This window comes from Micromonospora sp. NPDC004540, from assembly GCF_040610095.1.
Lineage (GTDB): Bacteria > Actinomycetota > Actinomycetes > Mycobacteriales > Micromonosporaceae > Micromonospora.
Window position 1 is genome coordinate 1 of the sequence record NZ_JBEXLR010000027.1, and the last position, 26,037, is coordinate 26,037.

Annotated in this window: 23 protein-coding genes and 2 pseudogenes; 11 read left to right on the forward strand and 14 right to left on the reverse strand. The window is 72.1% G+C overall.

Features of this window, described 5'->3' with window-relative positions:
- Both ABZV78_RS12125 and ABZV78_RS12130 read right to left on the reverse strand, forming a co-directional pair.
- Positions 1-95: pseudogene (locus ABZV78_RS12125) on the reverse strand (GNAT family N-acetyltransferase); the annotation flags it as partial.
- A 17-nt stretch (positions 96-112) separates the two neighbouring features.
- A pseudogene (locus ABZV78_RS12130) lies at positions 113-568 on the reverse strand (murein transglycosylase); the annotation flags it as partial.
- Between the two features lie 38 nt (positions 569-606).
- Here ABZV78_RS12130 and ABZV78_RS12135 point away from each other — a divergent pair.
- The gene (locus ABZV78_RS12135) at positions 607-825 is read left to right on the forward strand and encodes a zinc ribbon domain-containing protein (protein WP_355637892.1); all 219 of its coding nucleotides are present in this window, start codon (positions 607-609) and stop codon (positions 823-825) included.
- Between the two features lie 157 nt (positions 826-982).
- Complete coding sequence (locus ABZV78_RS12140) at positions 983-3,781, forward strand: adenylate/guanylate cyclase domain-containing protein (protein ID WP_355637894.1); 2,799 nt, start codon at positions 983-985, stop codon at positions 3,779-3,781.
- 70 nt (positions 3,782-3,851) lie between these two features.
- On the opposite strand, the gene ABZV78_RS12145 is transcribed toward ABZV78_RS12140, so the two are convergent.
- Complete coding sequence (locus tag ABZV78_RS12145; RefSeq protein ID WP_355637896.1) at positions 3,852-4,391, reverse strand: phospholipase; 540 nt, start codon at positions 4,389-4,391, stop codon at positions 3,852-3,854.
- 174 nt (positions 4,392-4,565) lie between these two features.
- Between ABZV78_RS12145 and ABZV78_RS12150 the strand changes: the two genes are divergently transcribed.
- Positions 4,566-5,264, forward strand: coding sequence for a PadR family transcriptional regulator (locus tag ABZV78_RS12150; protein ID WP_355637898.1), 699 nt, complete (start codon positions 4,566-4,568; stop codon positions 5,262-5,264).
- A gap of 164 nt (positions 5,265-5,428) precedes the next feature.
- The gene (locus ABZV78_RS12155) at positions 5,429-6,115 is read left to right on the forward strand and encodes a class I SAM-dependent methyltransferase (RefSeq protein ID WP_355637900.1); all 687 of its coding nucleotides are present in this window, start codon (positions 5,429-5,431) and stop codon (positions 6,113-6,115) included.
- 51 nt (positions 6,116-6,166) lie between these two features.
- On the opposite strand, the gene ABZV78_RS12160 is transcribed toward ABZV78_RS12155, so the two are convergent.
- Positions 6,167-7,825 carry a family 10 glycosylhydrolase gene (locus ABZV78_RS12160; protein ID WP_355637902.1) on the reverse strand — a complete coding sequence of 553 codons (1,659 nt, stop codon included), beginning with the start codon at positions 7,823-7,825 and terminating at the stop codon, positions 6,167-6,169.
- Between the two features lie 298 nt (positions 7,826-8,123).
- On the opposite strand from ABZV78_RS12160, the gene ABZV78_RS12165 reads away from it, so the two are divergent.
- Positions 8,124-9,617: an amino acid permease gene (locus tag ABZV78_RS12165; RefSeq protein ID WP_355637904.1), complete on the forward strand. Its 1,494-nt coding sequence runs from the start codon at positions 8,124-8,126 to the stop codon at positions 9,615-9,617.
- Here the strand turns inward: ABZV78_RS12165 and ABZV78_RS12170 are convergent, their stop codons facing one another.
- From ABZV78_RS12170 to ABZV78_RS12190, 5 genes are all read right to left on the reverse strand, one after another.
- A complete protein-coding gene (locus ABZV78_RS12170) occupies positions 9,618-10,520 on the reverse strand; it encodes a glycoside hydrolase family 43 protein (protein WP_355637905.1) in 903 nt (300 codons plus the stop codon).
- Between the two features lie 107 nt (positions 10,521-10,627).
- Positions 10,628-11,452, reverse strand: coding sequence for a carbohydrate ABC transporter permease (locus tag ABZV78_RS12175; RefSeq protein WP_355637907.1), 825 nt, complete (start codon positions 11,450-11,452; stop codon positions 10,628-10,630).
- A gap of 10 nt (positions 11,453-11,462) precedes the next feature.
- Entirely contained in the window at positions 11,463-12,425 is a 963-nt protein-coding gene (locus tag ABZV78_RS12180) for a sugar ABC transporter permease (RefSeq protein ID WP_355637909.1), read from the reverse strand.
- A gap of 6 nt (positions 12,426-12,431) precedes the next feature.
- Positions 12,432-13,763: an ABC transporter substrate-binding protein gene (locus tag ABZV78_RS12185; RefSeq protein ID WP_355637911.1), complete on the reverse strand. Its 1,332-nt coding sequence runs from the start codon at positions 13,761-13,763 to the stop codon at positions 12,432-12,434.
- Between the two features lie 37 nt (positions 13,764-13,800).
- The gene (locus ABZV78_RS12190) at positions 13,801-15,312 is read right to left on the reverse strand and encodes an alpha-N-arabinofuranosidase (protein ID WP_355637913.1); all 1,512 of its coding nucleotides are present in this window, start codon (positions 15,310-15,312) and stop codon (positions 13,801-13,803) included.
- Between the two features lie 149 nt (positions 15,313-15,461).
- On the opposite strand from ABZV78_RS12190, the gene ABZV78_RS12195 reads away from it, so the two are divergent.
- On the forward strand, positions 15,462-16,463 hold the full coding sequence (locus ABZV78_RS12195; protein ID WP_355637915.1) for a LacI family DNA-binding transcriptional regulator: 1,002 nt from the start codon (positions 15,462-15,464) through the stop codon (positions 16,461-16,463).
- A gap of 144 nt (positions 16,464-16,607) precedes the next feature.
- Here ABZV78_RS12195 and ABZV78_RS12200 read toward each other — a convergent pair whose 3' ends face one another.
- From ABZV78_RS12200 to ABZV78_RS12210, 3 genes are all read right to left on the reverse strand, one after another.
- Positions 16,608-17,333: a methyltransferase domain-containing protein gene (locus ABZV78_RS12200; RefSeq protein WP_355637917.1), complete on the reverse strand. Its 726-nt coding sequence runs from the start codon at positions 17,331-17,333 to the stop codon at positions 16,608-16,610.
- Between the two features lie 104 nt (positions 17,334-17,437).
- The gene (locus ABZV78_RS12205) at positions 17,438-17,755 is read right to left on the reverse strand and encodes a hypothetical protein (RefSeq protein ID WP_355637919.1); all 318 of its coding nucleotides are present in this window, start codon (positions 17,753-17,755) and stop codon (positions 17,438-17,440) included.
- 38 nt (positions 17,756-17,793) lie between these two features.
- On the reverse strand, positions 17,794-19,431 hold the full coding sequence (locus tag ABZV78_RS12210; RefSeq protein WP_355637921.1) for an ABC-F family ATP-binding cassette domain-containing protein: 1,638 nt from the start codon (positions 19,429-19,431) through the stop codon (positions 17,794-17,796).
- Between the two features lie 89 nt (positions 19,432-19,520).
- Here ABZV78_RS12210 and ABZV78_RS12215 point away from each other — a divergent pair, with 89 nt between their 5' ends.
- The 3 genes from ABZV78_RS12215 (at position 19,521) to ABZV78_RS12225 (ending at position 21,061) form a co-directional block, all read left to right on the forward strand.
- On the forward strand, positions 19,521-20,291 hold the full coding sequence (locus ABZV78_RS12215; protein ID WP_355637923.1) for an ROK family protein: 771 nt from the start codon (positions 19,521-19,523) through the stop codon (positions 20,289-20,291).
- Between the two features lie 90 nt (positions 20,292-20,381).
- Positions 20,382-20,747: a tetratricopeptide repeat protein gene (locus tag ABZV78_RS12220; RefSeq protein ID WP_313724336.1), complete on the forward strand. Its 366-nt coding sequence runs from the start codon at positions 20,382-20,384 to the stop codon at positions 20,745-20,747.
- A gap of 59 nt (positions 20,748-20,806) precedes the next feature.
- Positions 20,807-21,061, forward strand: coding sequence for a Smr/MutS family protein (locus ABZV78_RS12225; protein WP_212831464.1), 255 nt, complete (start codon positions 20,807-20,809; stop codon positions 21,059-21,061).
- Positions 21,062-21,293: 232 nt separating this feature from the next.
- Here ABZV78_RS12225 and ABZV78_RS12230 read toward each other — a convergent pair whose 3' ends face one another.
- The gene (locus ABZV78_RS12230) at positions 21,294-22,733 is read right to left on the reverse strand and encodes a PKD domain-containing protein (protein ID WP_355637925.1); all 1,440 of its coding nucleotides are present in this window, start codon (positions 22,731-22,733) and stop codon (positions 21,294-21,296) included.
- 486 nt (positions 22,734-23,219) lie between these two features.
- Here ABZV78_RS12230 and ABZV78_RS12235 point away from each other — a divergent pair, with 486 nt between their 5' ends.
- A complete protein-coding gene (locus ABZV78_RS12235; RefSeq protein WP_355637927.1) occupies positions 23,220-24,014 on the forward strand; it encodes an alpha/beta hydrolase in 795 nt (264 codons plus the stop codon).
- A 2-nt stretch (positions 24,015-24,016) separates the two neighbouring features.
- On the opposite strand, the gene ABZV78_RS12240 is transcribed toward ABZV78_RS12235, so the two are convergent.
- Positions 24,017-24,499, reverse strand: a complete 483-nt coding sequence (locus ABZV78_RS12240; protein WP_355637929.1) for a hypothetical protein — start codon at positions 24,497-24,499, stop codon at positions 24,017-24,019.
- A 183-nt stretch (positions 24,500-24,682) separates the two neighbouring features.
- Between ABZV78_RS12240 and ABZV78_RS12245 the strand changes: the two genes are divergently transcribed.
- The gene (locus ABZV78_RS12245; RefSeq protein WP_355637931.1) at positions 24,683-25,858 is read left to right on the forward strand and encodes a low temperature requirement protein A; all 1,176 of its coding nucleotides are present in this window, start codon (positions 24,683-24,685) and stop codon (positions 25,856-25,858) included.
- Positions 25,859-26,037: the final 179 nt, after the last annotated feature.

Below are 26,037 nucleotides of genomic sequence, written 5' to 3' on the forward strand. Positions count from 1 at the left end.
GGACGGTAGACGCCGAAGCCGATCGACCCGGCGAAGGCGCGCCCCACCGTGTCCCGGTCGCGCCCCAGCGCCCAGTACGCGTCGGTCGAGAGCCATCCACCGGCTGCGGCTTGCGGACCGCCGCGGGCACCAGCAGCGCGCCGGCCGCGGCGGTGGCCGCGACCAGGGCGAGCAGGAAGAGGCCGGGCAGCGTGGTGCGCCCGCTGGGACGGCGCGACCAGGCGCGGGTGGCCCGGGCCGCGCCGGCGGCCAGCCGCCGGGGCGGCATCCGGATCGCGTGCGCGAACGGCACCCGCCGCCGCCGGCCGGCTTCCGAGGCGGCCTCGGCCTTCGGGTCGGCCGGCACCGCCTCCGGGGCGCCCGGCTTCGGATCGGCCGGCTTTAGCTTCGAGTCAGCCGGCTCCGCCTTCGAGTCGGCCCGTTCGGTCTTCGGCCCGGTGGTCGGGTCGGGTGCGGCGTTGCGGCGGGGCCGGGGGACGGGGGCGCCGCCGTCGGGCGGCGCGGCCGGTCGCAGGGGTCGAACCGTCGATCGCTGCTCGCCGTCCACCACCCGTCGAGTATCACCCATGACTGCCGAGGCGTCAGGTCCGGCCGTACGCTGATGTCATGCCCCGCTACGACTTCCGCTGCCGCGCCTGCGGCGACACCTTCGAGGTCAACCGCCCGATGTCCGAGGCCGGCCAGCCGGCCTCCTGCCCGCAGGGACACGCCGACACGGTGAAGCTGCTCTCCACCGTCGCGGTCACCGGGCGGGGCGGGTCCGGCCCGGTCGGCGGGGCGTCCGCCCCGGCCGGCGGCTGCTGCGGCGGCGCCTGCGGCTGCTGAGCGGCCCGCCGGCCCTCGGCCCGCCGGTCGATCCGGCTTGCCGCCCGTGTGATCCTTCGGCACCTTGGGTCGGAATCTGCCCGGCCGTTCTCACGATGCGTGACCGCGTGACCATAGGGCAGCATGAAGCCGACGTCACGGGGCGGAGGTTCCACGCATGTCGCCACGGATCCACCTCCCAAGCGGATGGGTGACCTTCGTCTTCACCGACATCGAGGGCTCCACGCGACTGGCCCAGCTGCTCGGTCCGGGTTACCGCCCGGTGCTGCGGGAACACCGCCGGCTGCTGCGCCACACGCTGGCCGGCACCGACGGGGCCGAGCTGCTCACCGAGGGCGACTCGTTCTTCCTCGCCTTCCCGGACGCGGCCACGGCGGTGCACGCCTGCCTGACCGCGCAACGCGCGCTGGCCGGCCACGACTGGCCCGCCCCGGAGGCCGCGCCCCGGGTCCGGATGGGGCTGCACACCGGCTACGCCGAACCCCGCGACGGCGAGTACGCCAGCCCCGAGGTGCACCGGGCCGCCCGGGTGGCCGCCGCCGCCCACGGTGGACAGGTGCTCTGCTCGGCCGCGACCGCCCGGCACGCCGACCCGCTGCCCGACGGAGCGTCCCTGTTGGACCTCGGGCTGCACCGGCTGCGCGGCTTCGACGACCGGGAGCGGCTGTTCCAGCTCGTCGCGCCCGGGCTGGAGCGGAGCTTCCCGCGGCCGCGTACCGCCGACGCGGTGGCGCACAACCTGCCCACCCAGGTCACCTCGTTCGTCGGCCGGGAGGCCGAGCGGGCCGAGCTGCGGCGGCTGGTCGAGACGTACCGGCTGGTGACCGTGCTGGGCGCGGGCGGGGCCGGCAAGACCCGGCTGGCGGTGGAGCTGGCCTCCGGGGTGGTCGAGGCGTACCCGGACGGGGTGTGGTTCGTCGACGTCGCCGCGGTGACCGATCCGGGGCTGGTCGCGTTCGAGATCGCCGCCGTGCTCGGGCTCCGCCCGGAGCCGGGACGCCCCATGATGGACACCCTGGTCGAGTACGCGGCGGCCCGGCGGATGCTGGTCGTGCTGGACACCTGCGACGCCCAGCCGGCCGCCTCGGCCGAGGTGATCGCCCGGCTGCTGGCCGGTGGCCGGGGTGTGCGGGTGCTGGCCACCAGCCGCGAGTCGTTCGGGGTGCCCGGCGAGGTGGTGTGGCGGATCCCGCCGCTGTCGGTGGACCCGGGCCCGGACGGCGGGGCGAGCGACGCGGTGGCCCTGCTGCTGGACCGCACCATGGCGGCGCGGGGCGGCCGGGCGCCGGAGCCCGCCGAGCAGGCCGACCTGCGCCGGGTGGTCCGCCGGCTGGACGGGCTGCCGCTCGCCATCGAGCTGGCCGCCGCGCGGCTGCGGGTGCTCGCGGCCGGGCAGCTCGCCGAGCGCCTCGACGACATGCTGGGCACCCTGGACGCCGGGCGGGAGGAGCTGGAGCCGGTCGTGGTGGAGGCCGGCTGGACCGGCAACCAGCAGGACACCGTCGACCTCGTGGCCGCCGCGACCGGCGCCGCTCCGGCCACCCCGGCCAGCCGGGCGGGGCAGCGCTCGGCGAACGAGCGGCACCTGACCATGCAGGCCACGGTCACCTGGTCGTACCGGACGCTGGGGGCGCGTTCGGCGCGGCTGTTGCGCTGGCTGGCCGTCTTCGCCGGTCCGGTGGACCTGTCGACCGTGCAGTGGCTGCTCGACGACGACCCGCTCGACCCGCTGTCGGTGCTGGTGGACAAGTCGATGGTGCTGGCCGAGCCGCACGCCTCGGGCAGCACCTACCGGATGCTGGACCCGATCCGGGCGTACGCGGCCCGCCGGCTGCTCGAGGCCGGCGAGGAGCGGACCGCCCGGGACCGGCACGTCGCGTGGTCCCGGCACGCCCTGGAGCGCGCCCACCTGGGCCCGGACGGCCGCCCGGTCACCCTCTCCCTGTACGCGCTGGACCCGCTCGCCGGGGAGTTGCGGGCCGCGCTGCGCTGGTGCGCCACCGGCGGCAGCGCCCGCTCGGGTCTGCGGCTGGCCGGCGGGCTGGACCAGTGGTGGCGGGAGCGGGGGCTGGCCCGGGAGGGGCGGCTCTGGCTGTTCCGGCTCTACGGGCGGATCGCCGAGACCGGGGAGCCGATCCCGGAGGCGGAGCTGGCGGCGGCGTACCACATGCACTCGCTGCACGCCGGGGCGGACGGCGAGTTCGCCGAGGAGCTGCGCTACTCGCAGCGGGCCGAGGCGGCCGCCCGGCAGGCCGGCGACCTGGGGCTGCTCGCCCGGGTGCTGGCGGGCCGGGCTGCGCCGCTGGTCGACATGGGACAGTTCGTCGAGGCGGAGCGGGTCTGCCGGGAGGTGATCGACTGGGCGTACGACCAGGACGTGGTCTCCGACGCACTGCTCGCCGTCTACAACCTCGGCGAGCTGCTCTGGCGGCGGGGCGCGCTGGACGAGGCGGCCGAGGTGCTCGGCGCGGCCCGCCCGGTGGAGGCGGCCCGCCCGGTGGAGCGGGGCCGCCGCTCGGTGGACATGCTGCTCGGCCTGGTGGCGCTGGCCCGGGGTGACCTGGTCGCCGCGCACGAGCACCTGCTGGTGGCGCTCCGCTCCCGGATGAGCCACGGCTACCTGGGGCGGGCCTGCGACACGTTGAACGCGATCGCGGTGCGCTGTGCGCTGGGCGGGGAGCCGGTGACGGCGGCCCGGCTCTTCGGCGCGGCCCAGGCCACCCGGGCCAGCCTGCGCGCCACCCCGGGCATCTACGGCCCCTACTGGCTGGCCCGTCAGGCGGAGCTGCGGCGCTCCCTCGGCGACTCCGCGTTCGACGCCGCCTACGCCACCGGCGCCGTCCTCCGCCTGGAGGATGCCGCCGCCCTCGCCCTGAACCTGGATCACCCCGACCTGGCCACCCCCACCTCACCCCGCTTCACGGCTCCCGCCCCGCGCCGCTCCACGGCGAGTTGACCAAGAGGTTTGCGTCGCGATCCGGAGTTCCGGTGACGCAAACCTCTTGGTGGACGACGGTGGGCAGGGGTCAGCGGCGGGCGGCGGCGCGTTCGGCGTCGGCCTTCATACGGGCGGCGCGGTCCAGGTCGGCCTGCTGGACGGCGGCTACCGAGCCGAAGACGCTGACCGCCTGGTAGTAGGTCCAGGCCAGGCTGTAGCAGGCGGGCCGCACCACGACGTTGTAGGTGGCGCAGACCCGCTTCAGGTCCTCGTAGAAGGCGCTGTCCAGTCGGGACTTGTTGGCCGAGAACCGGCCCATCGCCTTGTAGTTGCGGTAGCCGAAGTCGTGCCGGTAGCAGGAGAGGCTGAAGTTGAACCCGAGCGGGTTGTCCGGGCTGGACGAGCAGTAGTCGGTCGACCAGTCGAAGGCGTACTCGGTCCAGGCGGACTTGTTCAGCCGGCCGGCGTTCCAGGCGTTGTAGCTGGTGGCGCTGGTCTGGGTCCAGCTGGAGAGCACGGCGAGCTTCTGTTCGGTGCTCACCGCGGCGGCGGCGGGGGTGGCCACGCCGACGGCGGTGAGCAGGGCGATCGTGCCGGCGGCGAGCAGGGTGGTGAGTCGTCGGGACATCGGTACCTCCCCGGGGGTGTGGGTCAGATGTCGATGATTTTCGATCAACGGGGGAACCGGAGGCGATGCTCCGGACGACGTGTTGGTGACATGCGTCGAAACAGACGAATGCCTTGCGCCCGCGCCCGCCGGCCATATACTCGTGTACGAGTAATCGGACACGAGGAGGCGGCGATGGCGAAGCGACGCCGGGTGGGCAACCTGCTCGCCCTCGCCGTCCTCGCGGCGCTGGTCGAGCGGCCCCGCCATCCCTACGAGATCGCCGCCGTGCTCCGCGAGCGCGGCAAGGACCAGGACATGCCGATCAAGTGGGGCTCGCTCTACACGGTGGTGGCGAACCTGGAGCGGCACGGCCTGCTGGCGGCGGTCGAGAGCGGCCGGCAGGGGCGGCGCCCGGAGCGCACCGTCTACCGGATCACCGAGGCCGGGCGCGCGGAGCTCGTCGACTGGACCCGGGAGCTGGTCGGCGTCCCGGAGCGGGAGCAGCCCCGGTTCGAGGCCGGCCTGTCGGTGCTCGGCGTCCTCGGGCCCGACGAGGCGATCGACCTGCTGCGACAGCGCCTCGACCGGCTGGATGACCAGCTTGCCGCGCAGCGGGCGGCGCTGGCCGGGCATGCCCGCGACGTGCCCCGCATCTTCCTCATCGAGGCCGAGTACGACCTGGCGGTCCGGGAGGCCGAGGCGACCTGGGTACGCGGCCTGCTCAACGAGATGACCACCGGCGCGCTGCCCGGGCTGGCCGAGTGGCGGGCCTGGCACGAGACCGGCGCGGTGCCGCCGGAGTGGGCGGACCTGGCGGACTTGGCGGACAGGGGGGCCGAGCCGCACGGAGACCCGGCGGACCTGGCGGAGAGGGGGGCCGAGCCGCACTGAGAGTGGACCCCGGCGGGGGTGCGGGAACACCACCACCGGGGCCCTGACCTGCGAACCGAGACCGCGGGAACGGCAACCCGGCCGCAAGGTGGCAACCGCAACGATAACCGGGCTCCCGTCCCCGGGTCGGTTCGTGCCCGCACGACCGGAGACCGGAGGAAGAGATGAGCACGAAGGACCTGCGCGCGCCCAAGCGCAAGCTGCTGCCCGAGATGGAGGGAAGAACCGCTCGCTGGTACGCCCGCAACCGCGGCTCCGCCGCCCAGCTGGCCGAGTACCGGCGGCAGGCCGCCCGGCTGGCCGAGGGGCTGCCCCCCGGGGCGGCGGTGCTGGAGGTGGCGCCCGGCCCGGGCTACCTGGCGATCGAGCTGGCCCGGCTGGGGGCGTACCGGATCACCGGGCTGGACGTCAGCCGGACGTTCGTGGAGCTGGCGGGGGAGGCGGCCCGGCGCGCCGGGGTCGAGGTGACCTTCCGCCAGGGCGACGTGCACGAGCTGCCCTTCCCGGCGGACTCGTTCGACCTGGCGGTCTGCCAGGCCGCGTTCAAGAACTTCGTCCGCCCGGTCCGGGCGCTGGACGAGCTGCACCGGGTGCTCCGGCCGGGCGGCCGGGCGGTGATCCACGACCTGCGGGCCGACGCCTCGCCGGCGGACATCGAGCGCGAGGTGGCCCGGATGGGGCTGGGCGGGCTGGACGCCTTCTGGACCCGCTCGGCGCTGCGGATGCTGCGCCGGCGGGCGGTCACCGCCGACGCGTTCGCCCGGCTCGCCGCGGAGAGCGCCTTCGGTGCGGCCGAGGTGGACCGGGACGGGCTGATCGGGCTGGAGGTGCGGCTGCGCAAGGCCGGCTGAGCACGGCGACGCCCGGGACCCGCGAGCGGGCCCCGGGCGTCACCGGTCGGATCAGCGCACGAAGCGCGGCGGGCTGACCGGGCCCTCGTTCCAGACCCGGTCCAGCGCGGTCACGTAGTAGGTGTGCGCGCCGTCCGTCGCCGTGGTGTCCACCCAGGACTGCACGGCGCCGTCCGTGCCGCGGACGGTGGCGATCAGGTGGGACGCGTCGGCGAAGTCGCAGCGGTCGGCCAGGCCGACGCCGTCGAACCGGTAGATCGCGTACGAGGTGGCCGCGCCGAACGGGCCCTGGCCGTCGGCCGGCTGCCGCCAGCTCAGGCGAACTCCGTCGTCCTGCCGCTCGGCGCGGGTGACCACCGGGGCGAGCAGCGGCTCGGCCGGCAGTTGCGACATGGTCGGCACCAGCGCCGGGCGGGAGTAGTGCTCGGTTGCGTAGATGTCGGTGGCGCCGAGCCGGTTCGCCCGCACCTGCACCGCGGAGAAGTGCACGTTGCCGAGCACCTCCGGGTACGACCGGTTGAGCGTCAGGTGGTTGGACAGCTCCTGCGGGTTCATCCAGAACGAGCCGTACACCGGGTCACCGCTCTTGTAGTCGGCCTGCCCGATGTAGAGCTGGACATTGGTGCCCCGCACGGTCTCCGCCCACCACGGCACGAGCCGGGCGTAGTCGGCGGCCGGGTACTGGCCGATGTACCAGTAGAGCTGCGGCACGATGTAGTCGATCCACTCCTCCTTGACCCACTTGCGGGTGTCGGCGGAGATGATGTCGTACGACTGCGAGCCGGTGGTGTCCGAGCCGTTCGGGTCGGCCGACTTGTTGCGCCAGATGCCGAACGGGCTGACGCCGAACTTCACCCAGGGCTTGACCGACTTGATCTTGGCGTTCATCTCCTGGATCAGCAGGTCGATGTTGTCCCGCCGCCAGTCGGCCTTGTTCGTGAAGCCCCGGTTGTACTGGGCGAAGGTGGCGTCGTCCGGGTACTGGTACGTGCCGCTCGGGTACGGGTAGAAGTAGTCGTCGAAGTGCACGCCGTCGACGTCGTACTTCTTGACCGCGTCCATCATCGCGGTCTGCACGAACTCGCGGACCTCGGGAATGCCGGGGTTGTAGTAGAGCCGGCTGCCGGCGACCCCGGCCGGCGGGTAGGCGAACACCCAGTCCGGGTGCTGGCGCACCGGGTGGTTCGGGGCGAGCTTCGCGATGTCGGCGCCCGCGCCGCCGGGGGCCGGCATGGAGACCCGGTACGGGTTCATCCAGGCGTGGAACTCCAGGTTCCGCTTGTGCGACTCCTCGACGAGGAAGGCCAGCGGGTCCCAGCCCGGGTCCTGGCCGCGGACGCCGGTCAGGTACTCCGACCAGGGCTCGACCTCCGAGGGCCAGAAGGCGTCCGCGGTCGGGCGGACCTGGACCACGACGGCGTTGTGGTTGAGCTTCTGGGCCAGGTCGAGCCAGGCCAGATATTCGGCCTTCTGCTTGGCGACCTGGTCGGGCGCCGTCCAGGACGCCTTGGTGGGCCAGTCGATGTTCGTCACCGAGGCGATCCACATGGCGCGGAACTGCCGCTTCGCGACGGCCGGGTCGGTGACGCAGGTGGTCGCGGTGGAATCGGTCGCCGTGTCGCTCTCCGCGGCGCTCGCGGGGGTGCCGGCGACGAGCGTGCCGAGCAGCGCCACGGCCAGCCCGGCGGCTCTGAGCCGAGTTGCCTTCATGCGGTGCGGTCCCTTCGTTGGGGCTCACGGGGGCGGTGGCGGCGGACGCGCGGCGCATCCGGCAAGATTCGCCGCACTGTAACTGTCGCCGGTAGAAAACTTTCATCAATCCGGACACGGCGCAAGACCTGCGGACGGATCGATGTGCAGGTGGGGCCGAACGTCCGAGGGTGAGTCGGACCACAGCCCGATTCGTGACCTGTCCGACACCTCCCGTATCGGATTAGCGGGTGAAGGCCCTGGGTAGCTTGGCCGGTCACCGACCGCCACCGTGGTGGTCGCACGGTGGGAGGTGATCATGTCCGTCCTGCGGACGAAACCGATCCGGGACGTGCTCGCCCAGGGTGAGGCGGACGGCGAGGACGGCCGGCCCGGGCTGCGTCGCCGCCTCGGCGCGATCGACCTGATGGGCTTCGGGATCGGCATCGTGATCGGCACGGGCATCTTCACGCTGACCGGCATCGAGGCGAAGAACCACGCCGGTCCCGGCGTGGTGGTCTCGTTCGCCGTCGCCGGCGTGGTCGCCCTGCTCGCCGCGCTCTGCTACGCCGAACTGGCGTCCAGCGTGCCGACCGCCGGCAGCGCCTACACCTACGCGTACGCGACGATGGGCGAGATCGTCGCCTGGATCATCGGCTGGGACCTGCTGCTGGAGTTCGCGCTGGGCTCGGCGGTGGTGGCCCGCGGCTGGTCCGGCTACCTCGCCGAACTCTTCGACCTGCCCAGCGCCTGGTTCGCCGAGGAGGGCAGCGTGGTCAACCTCGGCGCGATCGCCATCGTGCTGATCCTCGGCGTGGTCGGCATCGTCGGCATCCGCGAGTCCGCCCGGGTGACCAACCTGCTGGTCCTGGTCAAGGTCGCCATCTGCGTCTTCATCGTGGTCGCCGGGCTGTTCTTCGTGAAGGCCGCCAACCTCAGCCCGTTCATCCCGACCACCGAGCCGGCCGGGGGCGGCGAGGACGGCATCCGGCAGCCGGTCACCCAGGCCCTCTTCGGGCTGGAGCCGTCCGTCTTCGGCTTCGCCGGGGTGCTGACCGCCGCCGCGGTGGTGTTCTTCGCGTACACCGGCTTCGAGGCCGTGGCGAACCTCGGCGAGGAGACCCGCAAGCCCCGCCGCGACCTGCCGCTGGGCCTGCTCGGCACGCTGGGCATCTCGACGGTGCTGTACATCGGCGTCTCGCTGGTCCTGGTCGGCATGGTGCGCTACACCGACATCGACGAGGGCGCTCCCATCGCCTCGGCCTTCGAGGCGGTCGGCGCCGGCTGGGCCGCCGTCCTGGTCTCCATCGCCGCCGTCGCCGGCCTGACCAGCGTGATCCTGGTCGACCTGGTGGCCATGGGCCGGATCGGCTTCGCCATCGGCCGGGACGGGCTCATCCCGCCGTCGATCGCCAAGGTGCACCCGCGCTGGGGCACCCCGTACCGGATCTCGGCGATCATGACGGTCGGCGTGGCCCTGCTCGCCGGCTTCCTGCCGCTCTCCGCGCTGGCCGACCTGGTCAGCATCGGCGCGCTCTGCGCGTTCGTGCTGGTCTCGATCGCGGTGCCGATCCTGCGCCGGCGGCGCCCGGAGCTGGAGCGGCCGTTCAAGGTGCCGTTCTCGCCGGTGCTGCCGATCGTGTCCGCGCTGGCCTGCCTCTACCTGATGCTGAACCTGTCGGTGGAGACCTGGATCCGGTTCCTCGCCTGGATGCTGCTCGGCGTGCTCATCTACTTCGGCTACGGCCACCGGAAGAACCGCCTGGCCCGCCGCGACGAGGCGGCCGACGAGCCGTCGCCCGCCCTGCGCTGATCAGGGGCGCGGCTGGGGCTCCGCCGTCGGACCCTTGACCACGGGCCGGCCGTCGGTCCAGACCACCTCGTCGAGCCACACCTGGCGGCCCGGGTCCGTGCTGCCCTCCTGGCCGGGCGGCCAGGCGTGGTAGAGCAGCCAGGTGCGGCCGTCCCGCTCCACCATCGACGCGTGGCCGGGGCCGGAGGCGACCGCGTTCGACTTCAGGATCGGGTTCTCGGCGGCCTTCACGCACGGCCCGGTCGGGCTCTCGCAGACCGCGTAGCCCTCGGCGTAGCTGTCCTTGTCGTAGGCGTTGGCGGCGAAGAAGAGCAGCAGCTTCCCGTCGTGCCGGTGGAAGAACGGCCCCTCGACCAGCGCGCCCTCCCAGGGCTCGGTCTGCTTGAGCAGCTTCGCCGGCGTGCCGACCAGCCGCAGGCCGTCCGGCGAGAGGCGCTGCGACCAGAGCCAGGTGTCCACCCCGATCGCGTTGCCGTCGTTCTTCCAGAGCAGCCAGAGGCTCCCGTCCGCGTCCCGGTACGGGCTGGCGTCGATCGAGCCGCCCAGCTCCGCCTGGCAGACCAGCGGCCCGGCCGCGTCGTCCCGGTACGGCCCGAGCGGGGTGGCCGCCACCGCCCGGCCCACGCACTGCCGGCCGGAGGCCCGGTCGGCCACCGTGTAGTAGAGGACGAACCGGTCCGGGGCGAGTTGGATCGCCTCGGGCGCCCAGGTCTTCCCGGCGTCGGCCCAGGCCGGCAGGTCCGGCAGCGCGTCACCGGCCGGGGTCCAGTCGACCAGGTCGGGCGAGGTGAGCACCGGGACGTTCCGGCCGCCCGAGTTGGTGTGGAAGAGGTACCAGGTCTCGCCGACCCGGATCGCCTGCGGGTCGGGGGCGTCGCTGCGGACGACCGGGTTGGTGAACACGCGCGCGTCCTCCGGCGTACTCGATGGGGTTTCTCCGCTGCCGCAACCGGCGACGAGCAGCGCGGCGGTCAGGACCGCCGCGCCGCGTCGCCGGGTCCGCCGGTCGATCATCCCTTCAGGCCGCTGCGCGACACGCCCTGGATGATGTGCCGCTGGGCGAGCACGAAGAGGATCAGCACCGGCAGGCTGGCCAGCACCGCCCCCGCCATGATCACCGGATAGTCGGTGACGTAGGCGCCCTGGAGCAGACCCAGGCCGGCCGGCAGGGTCAGCCGTTCCGGGCTGAACAGCACGTAGACCGGCCACAGGAAGTCGTTCCAGTTGGCCAGGAACGACAGCACCGCCAGGGTGGCCAGCGCCGGCTTCGACAACGGCAGCAGCACGCGGGTGAAGACCTGCCAGTGGTTCGCCCCGTCGAGCACCGCCGCCTCCTCCAGTTCGGCCGGGATGGAGAGGAAGAACTGGCGCAGGAAGAAGACGCCGAACGCGCTCGCCGCGCCGGGCACGACCACCACCGTCAGGGTGTCGAGCCAGCTCAGCCGATCGGCGATGATGAAGTTCGGGATGATCAGCGAGGTGGGCGGCAGGAACAGCGTCCCCACGATCAGCGCGAAGCTCAGCTTCCGGCCGCGGAACCGCAGCCGGGCCAGCGCGTACCCGGCCATCGACGCGGTGACCAGCACCAGCAGCGTGTGCAGGCTCGCGGCGAGCATACTGTTGACGAACCAGCGCAGCACCGGGTTGGCGGTGTTGTTGACGATCTGGTCGTAGCCGTAGGTGGAGAACGGGTCCGGCAGCCAGCTCGGCGGGTCCTGCTGCGCGTCGTCGTACGTCTTCAGCGAGGTCAGGGTCATCCAGACCAGCGGGGTCACGAACACCGCGGTGATCAGGACCAGCGCGGCGTAGCGCACGGCCCGACGCACGTTCGTCATGGTCGTCCCCTCAGTCTTCCCGGTAGCGGAACAGCCGGAAGTTGACGATGCTGACCACCGCCAGCATCAGCGCGAAGAGCACGCTCATCGCGGACGCCTGACCGACGTCGTAGTTGCGCAGCCCCTCGTCGACGATCCGCCAGACCACCGTCCGGGTCTGCTCGCCCGGCGCACCCTGCGTGATCAGGAAGGACTGCCCGAAGACGTTCGCCGAGGCGAGGATCGTCGTGGTGAGCACGAAGAGCAGCACCGGGCGCAGCCCGGGGAGGGTGACGTGGCGGAACCGGTCCCACGCGCTCGCGCCGTCGACCCGCGCCGCCTCGTACAGCTCGGCCGGGATGTCCTGGAGGCCGGCCAGGTAGATCACCGCGTTGAAGCCGCAGGTCCACCAGACCGTGACGCCGACCAGGGAGACCCAGGCCCACGGCACGTCGGTCACCCAGGGGGTGTCCGCGGGCAGCCCGACCGCGCCGAGCAGGCGGTTCACCATGCCGAGGTTCGCGTCCAGCAGGAAGCGCCAGAGCAGGCCGATCACCGCGACGCCGAGCACGTACGGGGCGAAGAAGGCGGCCCGGAAGAACGTCCGGCCGGGGAACTTCTCGTTCAGCAGCAGGGCCAGGCCCAGCGGGACCACCACGAGCAGCGGCACCGACAGCACGGTGAAGATCGCCGTCGCCCGGACGCTGGACCACCAGTCCGCGTAGTCGGCCGAGTCGCTGGAGAACAGGTCCCGGTAGTTCTCCAGCCCGATGAACGGCCGGTTCGGCAGCTGGAGGTCCCACTGGTGCAGGCTGATCCAGACCCCGAACAGGATCGGCGCCAGCCCGAAGACCAGGAAGAGAACCAGGTACGGCGCGAGGAAGAGGTAGGGCGTCGCCCGGTGCCCCCGTTCCGTCACGCCCCGGCGGCGGGGGTGGCCCGCCGGGGGCGGCGCGTCATCACGCGCCGCCCCGACCTCGATCACGTCCGCCACGGCGGATCAGCTCCCGTACTTCTTGCGGTTGTCCTCGAGCTGCTTGTTGGCCTTGGTCACCCCGTCGTCGAGCGCCTGCTTCGGCGACTTCTTGCCCAGCGCCGCCTCGTTGAAGGAGTTGTAGAAGGTGGTCATCACCTCGCCGAGACCGGGCGCGGCCGGCGGGAAGGCGGCGTACTCCAGCTCCGGAGCGAGCGCGCTGATCTCCGGCAGGGCCTTGAACTCGGCGCCCTCGCGGACCGCCTTGCGGGCCGGGATCTGACCGCCCTTGGCCCAGTCCAGCGAGTGCTGGCTCAGCCAGTTGATGAAGACCTTCGACCCGGAGACCTTGTTCTCGTTCGCGGCGCGCTGCTTGACGATGGTGAAGTTGTGCGAGTTCGCCCAGGCCGCCTTCTGGCTGCCGATCTGCGGCAGCGGGGCGACGCCCCACTGCACCGAGGGGCTCTTCTTCAGGTCATTGATCTGCCAGATGCCGTTCCAGTTGAAGGCGTTCTTGCCGCTCTTGAGCGCCAGGTAGTCGGCGTCCTGGCCGACGTTGGCGGGGGAGAAGCCCTGCTTGATCATGTCGACCAGCCAGGTGCACGCCTCGACGGCCGGGTCCGAGTTGAAGGTCGCCTTCGCCACCTCGGCGTCGAAGAGCGTCCCGCCCCACTGGTGCAGCAGGCTGTAGAAGGTCATGCCGCCGGTGAACTGGAACGGGCTGACCCAGAAGCCCTGGATGCCCGACTTCTTCAGCTCGGTCAGCGCCGCGGTGTACTCGTCCTTCGTCGTCGGCGGCTTGTTCGGGTCCAGCCCGGCCTTCTGCATGACCCCCTTGTTGTAGTAGAGGCCGAGCGGGTGCATGTCCAGCGGGATGCCGTACCGCTTGTCGTGGTAGAGGCCGCCCTTCCACACCGTCGGCGCGAAGTCGCCCTCGCTCAGCTCCAGGGCTTTGGCCACGTCGTCCAGTTCGTTGATCACGCCGCGGGCGGCGAAGGTGGCGAGCTGGTCCATGTGCATGACCGCGATGTCCGGGCCGTTGCCGCTGGTTACCGCGCCGGGCAGCTTGCTGTAGTAGTCCTGCCACTCGTAGGTGATCACGCTGACCGCGATGTTCTGGTGCTCGCTGTTGAACTGCTCGACCAGCTTCTTGAAGATGTCGCCGTCGCCGCCGGTGAAGCCGTTCCACAGCTTCAGGTCGACCTTCGGGCCGGTGTAGTCCTTGCCGCCGTTGCCGGCCGCGGTGGACTTGTCGGAGCTGCTGCCACCGCCGCAGCCGGCCAGCGTCAGCGTGGCCGCCGCGCCGAGCCCGAGGCCGAGGCCCAGCAGCCGCCGCCGGCTCATCTCGTTCTGGATCATGCGTACTCCTTGGGGGACGGGATGCAGTATTGCCTGGTCACGGCTGAGGCGCGAAGCGCAGCAGGTTCCAGGAGCAGGCGGGCAGCGCCACGGAGCACCGGCCGCCGTCGGGGGTGGGGGTGGTGAGCTGCCGGGGCGTCACCCGGGTGGGCTCCGCCTCGGTGTTCGTGGCGGCCGGGTCGACCCCGGCCGCGAGGGTGGTGTGTTCGACGGCGCGCAGGCCCGGCAGCCCGCGCAGGTCCAGGTCGAGCGGGAGTTCGTTCGGGCCCCGGTTGACCGCGAACACGGCCAGCCCGCCGGTCTCCTCGTCGTGCACGGCGACGGTGTCCAGCACCGGCACCTCGCCGTACCGCTTCGTCTCGTACGTCGGGCCGACCGGCTCGGTGCGCAGCACGGTGCCGCGCGCGTGCCGGGCGGTCAGGGCGAACGGGTGGAAGATGCTCTGCCGCCAGGCCGGCCCGCCGGTCCGGGTCCGAATGGGGGCGATCACGTTGGCGAGCTGCGCCTGGCAGGCCACCCCGACCCGGTCGGCGTGCCGGAGCAGGGTGATCAGGAGGTCGCCGACCACCACCGCGTCGACGGCGTTGTAGTCGTCCTCGATCAGGGCCGGCGCCTCGACCCAGCCGCGCCGGTCCAGGTCGGCCTGGAGGCGGGACTGGTACCAGACGTTCCACTCGTCGAAGGAGATCTTCAGCCGGCGCTTCTGCCGCTGCTTGGCGGCCACGTGGTCGGCGGTGGCGACCACCTCGCGGATGAAGTTGTCCATGTCCACGGCCGAGGCCAGGATGCTGGCCCGGTCGCCGTCGGACGGGTCGTAGTAGGTGTGGGCCGAGATGTAGTCGACGTGCTCGTAGGTGTGCTCCAGCACGGTCGCCTCCCAGGAGGCGAAGGTCGGCATCCCCCGGTTGGAGCTGCCGCAGGCGACCAGGCTGATCGAGGGGTCGATCATCTTCATGGCGCGGGCCGTCTCGGCGGCGAGCCGGCCGTACTCGTCGGCGGTCTTGTGGCCGACCTGCCACGGCCCGTCCAGTTCGTTGCCGAGGCACCAGAGCCGCACCCCGTACGGGTCCTCGGCGCCGTGCTTGCGGCGCAGGTCGGACAGCTGGGTGCCGCCCGGGTGGTTGGCGTACTCCAGCAGGTCGCAGGCCTCCTGCACGCCGCGGGTGCCGAGGTTGACCGCCATCATCGGCTCGACGCCGGCCTCGGCCGCCCAGGTCATGAACTCGTCCAGCCCGAACGCGTTGGTCTCGATGGTCTTCCAGGCCAGGTCGAGCCGGCGCGGGCGGTCGCCGACCGGGCCGACGCCGTCCTCCCAGCGGTAGCCGGAGACGAAGTTGCCGCCCGGGTAGCGGACCACCGAGACGCCCAGCTCGCGGGTCAGCTCCAACACGTCGCGCCGGAAGCCGCGCGGGTCGGCGTCCGGGTGCCCGGGCTCGTAGACCCCGCCGTAGACGCAGCGCCCCATATGCTCGACGAAGGAGCCGAAGAGGCGACGGTCGGCCGCGCCGATGGTGAAGGTCGGGTCGATCGTCAGCTGCGCGTGAGGCACGGTGCCACCTTTCCTCGGTGCTGTACCGGGTGACCTCGGTCACTCCCGTCCTTGGTTTCTACAACGTTGTAAGCAACGATGTAAAGGGGTCGTTACGTCGTCGTGACGCGGTAGAGTGCGCCCAGCAGTCGCCCCCGGGAGGAAGCTCAGTGCGACACAGGCTCAAGGACGTCGCGGAACGGGCCGGCGTGTCGGTGAAGACCGTCTCCAACGTGGTCAACGGCTACCAGCACGTCCGCGCGGACACCCGGGCCCGCGTCGAGGCCGCCATCGCCGAGCTCAACTACCGGCCCAACCTCTCGGCCCGCAATCTGCGCAAGGGGCGCACCGGGGTGATCGCCCTGGCCGTGCCCGAGCTGGACATCCCCTACTTCGCCGAGCTGGCCCGGCACGTGGTCACCGCGGCCGCCGAGCACGGCTGGACGGTGCTCATCGACCAGACCGGCGGTGGCCCGGAGCAGGAACGCAAGGCCGCCAGCGGGATCGGCGACCACATGATCGACGGGCTGATCTTCAGCCCGCTCGCGCTCACCGCCGACGACCTCGCCGGCCTCGACGGCATGCCCATGGTGCTGCTCGGCGAGCGGGTCGACCACGGCCCCGCCGACCACGTGGTGGTCGACAACGTGGCCGCCGCCCGCGAGATCACCGCCCACCTGGTCGGGCTGGGCCGCCGCCGGATCGCCGCGATCGGCTCGCAGCGCACCCCCGAGGGGGCCAGCGCCCGGCTCCGCCTGGCCGGCTACACCGCCGCGCTGGCCGACGCCGGCATCGCCTACGACGAGCGGCTGGTGGCGCCCGCGCCGGCCTGGCACCGCGCCGACGGCGCGGCCGCCATGCGGCACCTGCTCTCCACCGGGGTACGCCCCGACGCCGTCTTCTGCTTCAACGACACCCTGGCCCTCGGTGCGCTGCGCGCCCTGCACGAGGCCGGCCTGCGGGTGCCCGACGACGTCGCGGTGGCCGGCTTCGACGACATCGAGGACGGCCGCTTCTCCATCCCCACCCTGAGCACGGTCGCCCCCGACAAGGAACGCATCGCCCGCCTGGCGGTCGAACTCCTGGCCAACCGCCTCACCGCCGACCCGGAAACCCCACCCCGGGAACTGGTGGCCCCCCACCGCCTGGCCCTCCGCGAATCGGCCCCCTGACCCACCCCCCCCCGGGCCTGCCCGCCGCCTCACCCCGCCCTCGCCTCGTTGATCATGGGGTTGACGGCGAAGTTGATCTCCTGAAGTGCCGCCAATCTCATGATCGACGGCAGGGCCGGTGCCGGACGGTGGGGCCGGGGCGGGTCAGTCGAAGAAGCGGGCCAGGTGGGACCTGGGTGGGGGTGGGGCGTCAGGCGGGAGGGGGGTGAGGTCGGCGAAGATGGAGGCGCCGTCGCAGCCCACGTGCAGCGGGTACCAGCGCGGGGAGCCGGGCGGGCGCTGGCCGCAGATGCCCTTGAAGGTCTGCACGTCCAGCAGGCGCACGTGGGTCGGGTCGGCCACCGCGTTCACGTGCCGCCACCAGGGGCTCATCACGTGCAGCACGCCCCCCGGGCGCAGCACCCGGTGGCACTCGTCCAGCAGCGGCAGGAAGTCGATCAGGTGCTCCAGGATGTGCACCGCGAAGAACACGTCCACCGAGTCGTCGGCCAGCGGCAGCGAGCCGGACAGGTCCGCCACCGCGTCGACCCCGGGCGCCGGGTAGATGTCCAGTCCCAGGTTGCCCGGCCACTGCTTGGTCGCTCCGCAGCCCAGGTCCACCACCACCGGTGCCCGGCCGGCGACGCCCACCCGGCACCAGACGCCGAGCACCCCGGCGAGCCGGCCCACCAGGTCCCGCACCAGCCGCAGCTCGGCCGGGTCGCCGACCGCGCCGTCGAGGTGGGCGACGCCCCGGTCGAAGCGCACCTCCACGGTCAGCCCGCGCAGCCGCTCGTCGTGCCGGGCCTGATCGGCCCACGCCTCGGCGAGGAAGCCGTCGACCTCCCGCAGCCGCTCGCCTGAGAGTGCGGATTGCCCGATCGCGACCATGCGCCCACCTCCGGGCGGCGCGATACCCGCATCCCCGCCCGATATGCCTCACCTGGCGAGTCCGAGCCCGTGTCCGAACCGGGCTCGGCGGGCCGGCGCCGGGGTCAGCCGGCGATGGTGCGGCGGGCGGCGCGGGAGCCGCGCATCCGCTGGCGGGGCTGCGGAGCGGCCGCCTTCGGCCGTTTGAGGTGATAGCGGTGCAGCTCGTTGTTGCCGGGCAGCGACGGGTCCTCGCTCATCGCGACCAGTTCCCAGCCCTGGTCACCGGCCCGGTTCAGGTGGGCCAGCGCGGTGTCGCCGTACGGCGTGATGTCGATCATGGAGCCGTCCGGGCCGTACCAGATGAAGACGACCTCCCACCCGATGTCGGTGGTGGCGGCCTGGCGGCGGCGGACCAGCAGCGCGTACTCCCACTTGAGCATGGGGTCATTCTCACCCCGCGCGACCGGGTCGGCACGGATCAATCCTCGGCGATCCGTCCGTCCGCCACCCGCAGCCGTCGGTTCACGCTCACCGCGTCCAGCATCCGCCGGTCGTGGGTCACCAGCAGCAGGGTCCCCGGGTAGCCGGCCAGGGCTGATTCGAGCTGCTCGATCGCCGGCAGGTCCAGGTGGTTGGTCGGCTCGTCGAGCACCAGCAGGTTCACGCCGCGCCCCTGGAGCAGGGCCAGCGCGGCCCGGGTGCGCTCGCCGGGGGAGAGCGTGGCCGCCGGCCGCAGCACGTGGTCGGCCCGGAGGCCGAACTTGGCCAGCAGCGTCCGCACGTCCGCCGGGTTCAGCCCGGGTACGGCGGCGCCGAACGCGTCCAGCAGGGGCTGGTCGCCGAGGAACAGTCCCCGGGCCTGGTCCACCTCGCCCACCACCACGCCCGGGCCGAGCGCGGCGTGCCCCTCGTCCAGCGGCAGTCGGCCGAGCAGCGCGGCCAGCAGGGTGCTCTTGCCGGAGCCGTTCGCCCCGGTGATGGCCACCCGGTCGGCCCAGTCGATCTGGAGGTCCACCGGGCCGAGGGTGAAGTCGCCCCGGCGTACGACGGCGCCCCGGAGCGCGGCCACGACGGCGCCGGCGCGGGGGGCGGCGGCGATCTCCATCCGCAGCTCCCACTCCTTGCGCGGCTCCTCGACCACCTCCAGCCGCTCGATCAACCGCTCGGTCTGCCGGGCCTTGGCGGCCTGCTTCTCGGAGGACTCGGAGCGGAACTTGCGGCCGATCTTGTCGTTGTCGGTGGCCTTCCGGCGGGCGTTCTTCACGCCCTTCTCCATCCAGGCCCGCTGCGTCCGGGCCCGCGCCTCCAGCTGGGCCCGGGCGCCGGCGTACTCCTCGTATTCCTCGCGGGCGTGCCGGCGGCCCACCTCGCGCTCCTCCAGGTAGGCCGCGTAGCCGCCGCCGAAGTGGTTGACCTGCCCCTGGTGCAGGTCCAGCTCCACCACCCGGGTGACCGTCCGGGTGAGGAACTCACGGTCGTGGCTGACCAGCACAGTGCCGGCGCGCAGCCCGGTGACGAAGCGTTCCAGCCGGTCCAGGCCGGCCAGGTCCAGATCGTTGGTGGGCTCGTCGAGCAGGAAGACGTCGTAGCGGCTGAGCAGCAGCGAGGCCAACCCGGCCCGGGCCGCCTGACCGCCGGAGAGGCCGGTCATCGGGTGGTCCAGGTCGACGCGGAGCCCCAGCTCGGCGGCGACCTGCTCGGCCCGCTCGTCCAGGTCCGCCCCGCCCAGGTCGAGCCAGCGCTCCAGCGCCGTGGCGTACGCGTCGTCCGCGCCCGGCGCCCCGGCGGTCAGCGCCTCGGTGGCGGCGTCCAGCGCGGCCTGCGCCGCGGTCACCCCGGTGCGCCGGGCCAGGAAGCCGCGGACCGTCTCGCCCGGCCGGCGCTCCGGCTCCTGTGGCAGGTAGCCGACGGTGGCGGTGGGCGGGTTCAACGCCACCGACCCCTGCTCCAGCGGCTGGAGCCCGGCGAGGGTGCGCAGCAGGGTGGACTTGCCGGCGCCGTTCACCCCGACCAGCCCGACCACGTCGCCCGGGGCGACCACGAGGTCGAGGTCGGCGAAGAGGAGGCGGTCGCCGTGCCCGGCGGTGAGGTCCTTGGCGATCAACGTGGCGCTCATGAGGAGATCGAGCCTACCGGCGCGGCCACCCGCGGCGAATCGGATGACCCGGGCCCGGGGCGTGATCGACGTGAGGGAGACTCACAGCCGTGGTGACCACTCTGGCGATCGACTGCGGGGGCGGCGGGATCAAGGCCTCCGTGCTGGACGCGGCGGGGACGATGCGGGCCCGACCGCTGCGGGTCCCCACGCCGTACCCGCTGCCGCCGACCCTGTTCGTCAAGACGCTGCTGGACCTCGGCGGCCGGCTGCCCGCGGCGGACCGGCTCACCGTCGGGATGCCCGGCATGATCCGGCACGGCGTCGTGGTGGCCACCCCCCACTACGTGACCCGCTCCGGCCCGCGCAGCCGGGTCGACCCCGACCTGGTCGCCGAGTGGTCCGGCTACGACGTACGCAGCGCCCTGGCCGAGGCGTTCGGCATCCCGGCGCTGGTGCTCAACGACGCCGAGGTGCACGGCGCGGGCGTCGTCGCCGGGACCGGCTGCGAGCTGGTGCTGACCCTCGGCACCGGGCTGGGCAGCGCGCTCTTCGACGGCGGGGTGCTGGCTCCGCACCTGGAGCTGTCGCACGCCCCGGTGCGCTGGAACACCACCTACGACACGTACGTCGGGGAGCCGGAACGGCGGCGGCTGGGCGACGCGTTCTGGTCCCGGCGGATCCGCCAGGTGGTGGACGGCCTGCGGCCGGTCTTCCGCTGGGACCGGCTCTACCTGGGCGGCGGCAACTCGCGGCTGATCCGGCCGGAACAACTGGCCCGCATGGGCGACGACGTCGTGGTCGTCCCGAACACGGCCGGAATCGTCGGCGGTGTCCGGGCCTGGGAGCTGGTCGGCGACCGGTACGACCCGACCTCCTGAGCCCGATCACCCCCGAAGGAACACTCGCGGTACGGCTGGTGTTGTGCCAGCGTCGGAGAAAGGGCTGGCGCGACACGAGGAGGTGGGTCAGTGGATCTTCTGGCGGAGTACCGGCGGGCGACCATGTTCTTCGAAGCGGGTGACCCGACCGGAGCGGCCCGGCTGCTCGAGCCGATCGTCGAGGCCGAGCCCGGCAACTCCTCGGTACGGCAGCTGCTGGCCCGGGCGTACTTCCAGTCGGCCCAGCTCAACCGGGCCGAGGAGCAGCTGCGCGAGCTGGTCGACCGGGACCCGAGCGACCACTACGCGCACCACGTGCTGGGCCGGACGCTGGAGCGGATGAACCGCCCCGTCGACGCGCTGCGGCACCTGCGCATCGCGGCGGCCATGTACTCGACGAACGCCGACTACACCGCGGCGCTGCGCCGCGTGGAGGGCAAGGTCGGCGGTCGCTGACGGTTGACGACGAAGGGCAGCCCTGCCGGGCTGCCCTTCTGCGTACCTACGATGGGCTGGTGAAGCTCAAGCTCGATCTCCACGACATCTACAACCGGGGCTACGAGATCGACCGCGCCCTGCGGGACATCATGAACGAGGCGGTTGCGAAGAAGGCCAGCATGGTGGAGATCATCCCCGGCAAGGGCTCCGGCCAGCTCAAGAAGAAGGTGCTGCGGTTCCTCGACCAGAAGGACGTCAAGCAGCTCTACCACCGGGTCGAGAAGGACTCGAAGAACTTCGGCCGCCTCTTCGTCCACTTCCGCTGGAAGTAGAACCGGCATGCCCCCTGAGTCTTGTCGGGGAACGACTGCGACTTCTCTTTGCCGTCCGGGGCGATGTAGCGGACGCGGTGCGGAGTTGGATCGGTTGCACGGATGACCCTGGTGCTTTGACTCAGGACCTGGCCCGTGGGTGCCTGTGCTCCCACCCACGAAGCCCCGAGCCGGCCCCGGGATGAGCCACTCGACGTCCCCCGGGCAGTCGGCCCGGGGGACGTCGAGTGGCTCAGCTGACCTTGACCGGGGTCGAGAGCAGCTCGTTGTCGGCCGGGAGCGCGTCCCGGTGTCCGACGATGTTGGCCTGCGCCCTGAAGGTGATCTTTCCGGTGGCCTGGTCCTCCGCCGTGACGGTGTAGTCGAAGGAGAAGCGGGTGGTTTGGCCGGTGGCCTTGACCGCGACCCGCTGGGTCAGCGATCCGACCGACAGGTAACCCGATGGACTGCTCTTTTCCAGGTTGACCAGGACGTCCTCCTCGTACCTGGTGTTCTGGACATTGACGTTGATGGTGATGCTCTGCCCGGCCTTCGCCGTCGCCGGCACGTTCAGCCGCACGATGGACACGTCGTGGGTACGTACGGTGACCACGTTGGTGACCGACCCGGTACGGCCGTCGTGCGTCCGGAGGGTCAGTCGGACGGTGTAGTCACCGTCGGCGGCGTACCGGTGCTTGGGGGACACGCTGGTCGACGTCGCACCGTCACCGAAGTCCCAGGTGTACGAGGCGATGCCTACCCCGCCCGGCTCGGTCACGTAGGGACTAAAGATCATGGTGTCGAAGGAGCTGGGGTCCTCCGGGTGGGAGTAGAACACGGCCGTCGGATTCTGCGCGACGTCCAACTGGAAGGTGGTCTGCTCGGCGCTGTCCGCCCCGAGCTGGAACAGGTAGGTGGTGCCGGCCTCGGCCCGGAACGTCAGCTGGGTGTTCTGGAAGAGGGAGCGGCAGGCCACCTGGGTCAGGTCACCTGGTGAGGAGCCGGTGTACACGGCGAGACCGAGGTAATCAAAGTGGCTGTTGGCCGTGACGGAACCGGTGACCGTCGGCGTGTACGAGTACCAGACCGTGCGGGCGGAACTGAAGCAGGAGGTCGGCTCGCCGGCCTCGCTGGTGGCCGAGCTGAGATCCTGGATGTTCGAGTAGGGCAGCGTGCCGACGGGGAGCGCGTCGGCGACGTCGTCGTTGACCGCCGGCTGGATCTCGGCGACGGAGAAGCGCAGCGAGCCGCCACCGGTGCGGCCGTTGCCGCAGCAGAGCGCGACCATGAAGTGGTAGGTCGTACCGGCGGTGGCCGTGAAGGTGACCTGCGACTGCAACCCGCGGGTGTCGTCGTTGCAGCCCAGCGAGGTGTACGAGCCCGGCCCACCCGACCAGGCCGAGAGCACCGTGTCGTAGTCGCTGCCGAACGTGTCGGCCTGAATCCGCATGCTCGTGGGCGGCGTGTAGCTGAACCAGACCGAGCCGTTGTTCGAGCAGGTGGTCGGGTCGGTCGGGCCCGTCGTGGCGCCGGTGGTGTCGACGGTGGTGGTGAAGGGAAGGGTCTCCACCGCGGTGGCGGCGGAGTAGTCGTCGTTCGTCGGCGCGGCGAAGGCGCCGGTCTGCCCCCCGGCGAGCAGGGCGATCACTCCTACGAGAGCGACGACGAGTCGTGCGGCATTGCGTCTGACCACTGGATGTCCTCCTAGGGCCCCGTACCCCACGTGGATATGACCGCCCGACGGTAAGGCGTCGGATCCAGCGGCTTCGCTAAAGGAACCTTTAGTTTCGGTTAAGGAGCCCGTCGGTGCCCCCGACAGAAGCGGGCCCGGCGGCCCGACCGGGTGGTCGGACCGCCGGGCCCTCGACAGAGGTACGCCAGATGGGGCGGTTCGGCTCTCTGACCGGGCCGCCCGGGTGGCGTGGTGCAGGTGTCCGGCACCACCTCGATCTGGTCGCCCGGTACTCCGGGTCGGTGGTGCCGGCGGTGCGGTCGACGCTGGTCTACGCCTCGGCCTTAGATCAATACCGCTGGAAGTAGGAGCGCCGGCTTCCCGGGCTGCTAGCGTCGCCCTGGAAGCTGCGCGGGGGGTCCGGCTGTGTTCGACGGGTTCGAGGAATTCGACATCCCCACGTCCGGTGCGACGATCCACGGACGGCGCGGCGGAAGTGGCCCTCCGGTGCTGCTCCTGCACGGCATTCCCGAGACGCACCTCATGTGGCATCGCGTGGCGCCGCGGCTCGCCGAGGACTACACGGTGGTCGCCACCGACCTGCGGGGCTGGGGCGACAGCGCCAAGCCGCCGAGCAGCGCCGACCACGAGCCGTACAGCATGCGAGCCATCGCCCGCGACCAGATCGAGGTCATGCGGAGTCTGGGCCATGAGCAGTTCCGGCTCGTCGGCCACGATCGCGGGGCCCGGTGCGCCTACCGTCTCGCCCTCGATGAACCGGACGTCGTCACTCGGCTGGCCGTCATGGACGTCGTGCCGATCGGCGACGTCTACCACCGTGCCGACCGGGCGTTCAGCCTTTCCTACTGGGTCTGGTCCTTCCTGGCGGCGCCGGCGCCGGTGCCGGAGCGGTTCATCGACGCGGCGCCCGCCGTGCTCGTCGACTTCATGCTCGACACCTGGCCCGAGGTGAAGGATGCGTTCCCGGCCGAGGTGCGCGCCGCGTACGTCAAGCAGTTCAGCGACCCCGCCACGGTCCACGCGATCTGCGAGGAGTTCCGCGCGGCCGCGACGGTGGACTACCAGCAGGACGAGGCGGACCGGGGAGAGCGGAGGATCAGGTGTCCCGTGCTGTTTCTGTGGAGTCAACGGGGTCAGGTCGCGAAGCTCTACGACGACCCGATCGCAATATGGCGGGAATGGGCGGATGACGTGCGGGGCGGGCCCGTCCCGGTCGGCCACTTCATCCCGGAAGAGGCCCCCGAGCAGACCACCGAGCAGCTCCTGGAGTTCCTGAGGTAGCGCTAGCTCGGCGAGCCCGGACGGGAGACCGGGCTCGGCGTCCTGGTTCGCAGGTGGGGCGCCAGGTAGCGGATCATCGGCCCGTCCGGATCCTGGTAGTCGAGGACGATGTCCGGCTCGGTCTCCGTCGCGGACCCGGTCAGGCGGTGCTCCTGGGCGGGGGCGGCCGCGGTGACCCGGACGCCCACGCGGAGGACGTCACGATCGGTCCCGGTGGCGAGCCCACCCGTGATCACCATGACGCCCGAATCGTGCTGTCCCCGGTCCGGAGCGCCGGCCTCTCCCGGGTTCGATCCGGCCGGCCGGCAGCGGCAGACGCGGCCCCGGGCATGCAGGGCCTGCGCCAGGTGGTCGGCCACGGCGAGGCGGGACGGGGGGCAGGCCACCTCGATCCGTAGGCCCTTGTCGACCGACGCCGCGACGATTCCGTCGGCGATCATCGCCAGCGCTGCCCGCTCGCGGGCGATCGCGGAAAGGTCAGGCACGGGAGTGCCGTTCGCCAAGGCTTGACTTCACCTTCCTACAGGCGCGAGCGACCCGGCTGCCCGTTACATCGTGGGCGGCACAGGAACGCCGATCCGGGGACGGGCCGCCCCGGCGCGGCCGATAATCCTCGGGGACGCAGCGTCGCCCGCGACCTGTCGTCGACGGGCGGCGGGAGGCCGGGCATGACGACCGGAGGCAGCGGCGAGCTGGTGCGCCGGCCGAACGGGTCGACCCGGGCCACCCTGCTTGAGCTGCTCTTCGACGTCGTCTTCGTGGCCGCGCTGGCGCTGGTCTCGATGCTGATCGCGGAACGGGGCTCGTGGAACGGCCTCGCGCCGGTCGTGATCATGCTGATGGCGGTGTGGTGGACCTGGTCGATCACCTCGACCACCACCGACTTCTACGACCCGGACCAGCGGCCGATCCAGGCCATCCTGATGGTGACCATGCTCGGTGCCGTGGTGACGGCGGCGGCGCTGGCCGTCGACTCGCACGCGCTGGTCTTCGCGATCGGCTACGTGATCCCGCACCTGGTGCGGGGGGTGGTGCTGGTGACGGTGCTGCACCAGCACCGGCACCTGGCCGAGCAGCGGGCCGCCCGCTTCCTCTTCTGGTTCCTCGTCTCCGGCGTCTTCTGGATCGGCGGGGCGCTGCTGCCGGACGGGTGGCCGTGGACGCTGTGGGTCGTCGCGGTGACGATCGACTACGTGTCGGCCGCGGCGCGCTACCCGACGCCCGGTCTCGGCCGGGTGCCGTTCGGGCAGTACGAGAAGACGACCGAGCACCTGGGCGAGCGCTACCAGCAGTTCGTCATCCTGGCGCTCGGCGACGTCATCCTGGTGCCGACCCTGGAGATCAGCACCGCCGAGTTCACCGTGGCCCGGTCGGCCGCCTTCCTGGCGGCCTTCGCCACCATGCTGCTGCTCTGGCAGGTCTACGTCCTGGGGGCCGGCGCCATCGTGCGGACCTCCGCCCCGCGGGTGCTGCGGCGGGCGACCCGGCTGGCGCCGTACACCCACCTCGTCATGCTGGCCGGCGTGGTCTGCACCGCCGCCGCGTTCGACCTGGTCGTCGAGCGGCCCACCGGCGACACGCCGAGGCGGTGGATCGCGCTGATCCTCGGCGGGCCCGCGCTCTTTCTGCTCGGGCGCACCCTGTTCACCTACCGGATCGTCGGCACGGTCCCGTGGCACCGGGTGTTCTGGCTGCTGGTCCTGGTGGTCGCGATGCCGTGGGTGGGCGGCTGGCCGCCGGTGCTGGTCACTGCCCTCGTCGTGCTGATGCTGGCGGGGGTGGTGACCGGGGACGCCATGGGTGGCCGGTTCACCCGCCCCCTGCTGCGGGGACGGCCCGGCTGATCTTGCTCAGCCGAGCGGCCGGTTCCATCCCCCAAATAGTTGCCCGGGATAACTGATTGTCTCGCGGCAAGCACCGGGCTGGTTGATCTTGTAAAGGCGTTCGCTGTGGCACTCTCTGCCCGGGTCGCTCCCGCCCGGGAGCCCAGCTATGACCTGCGGAAATCAGCACAGGTGTGCCT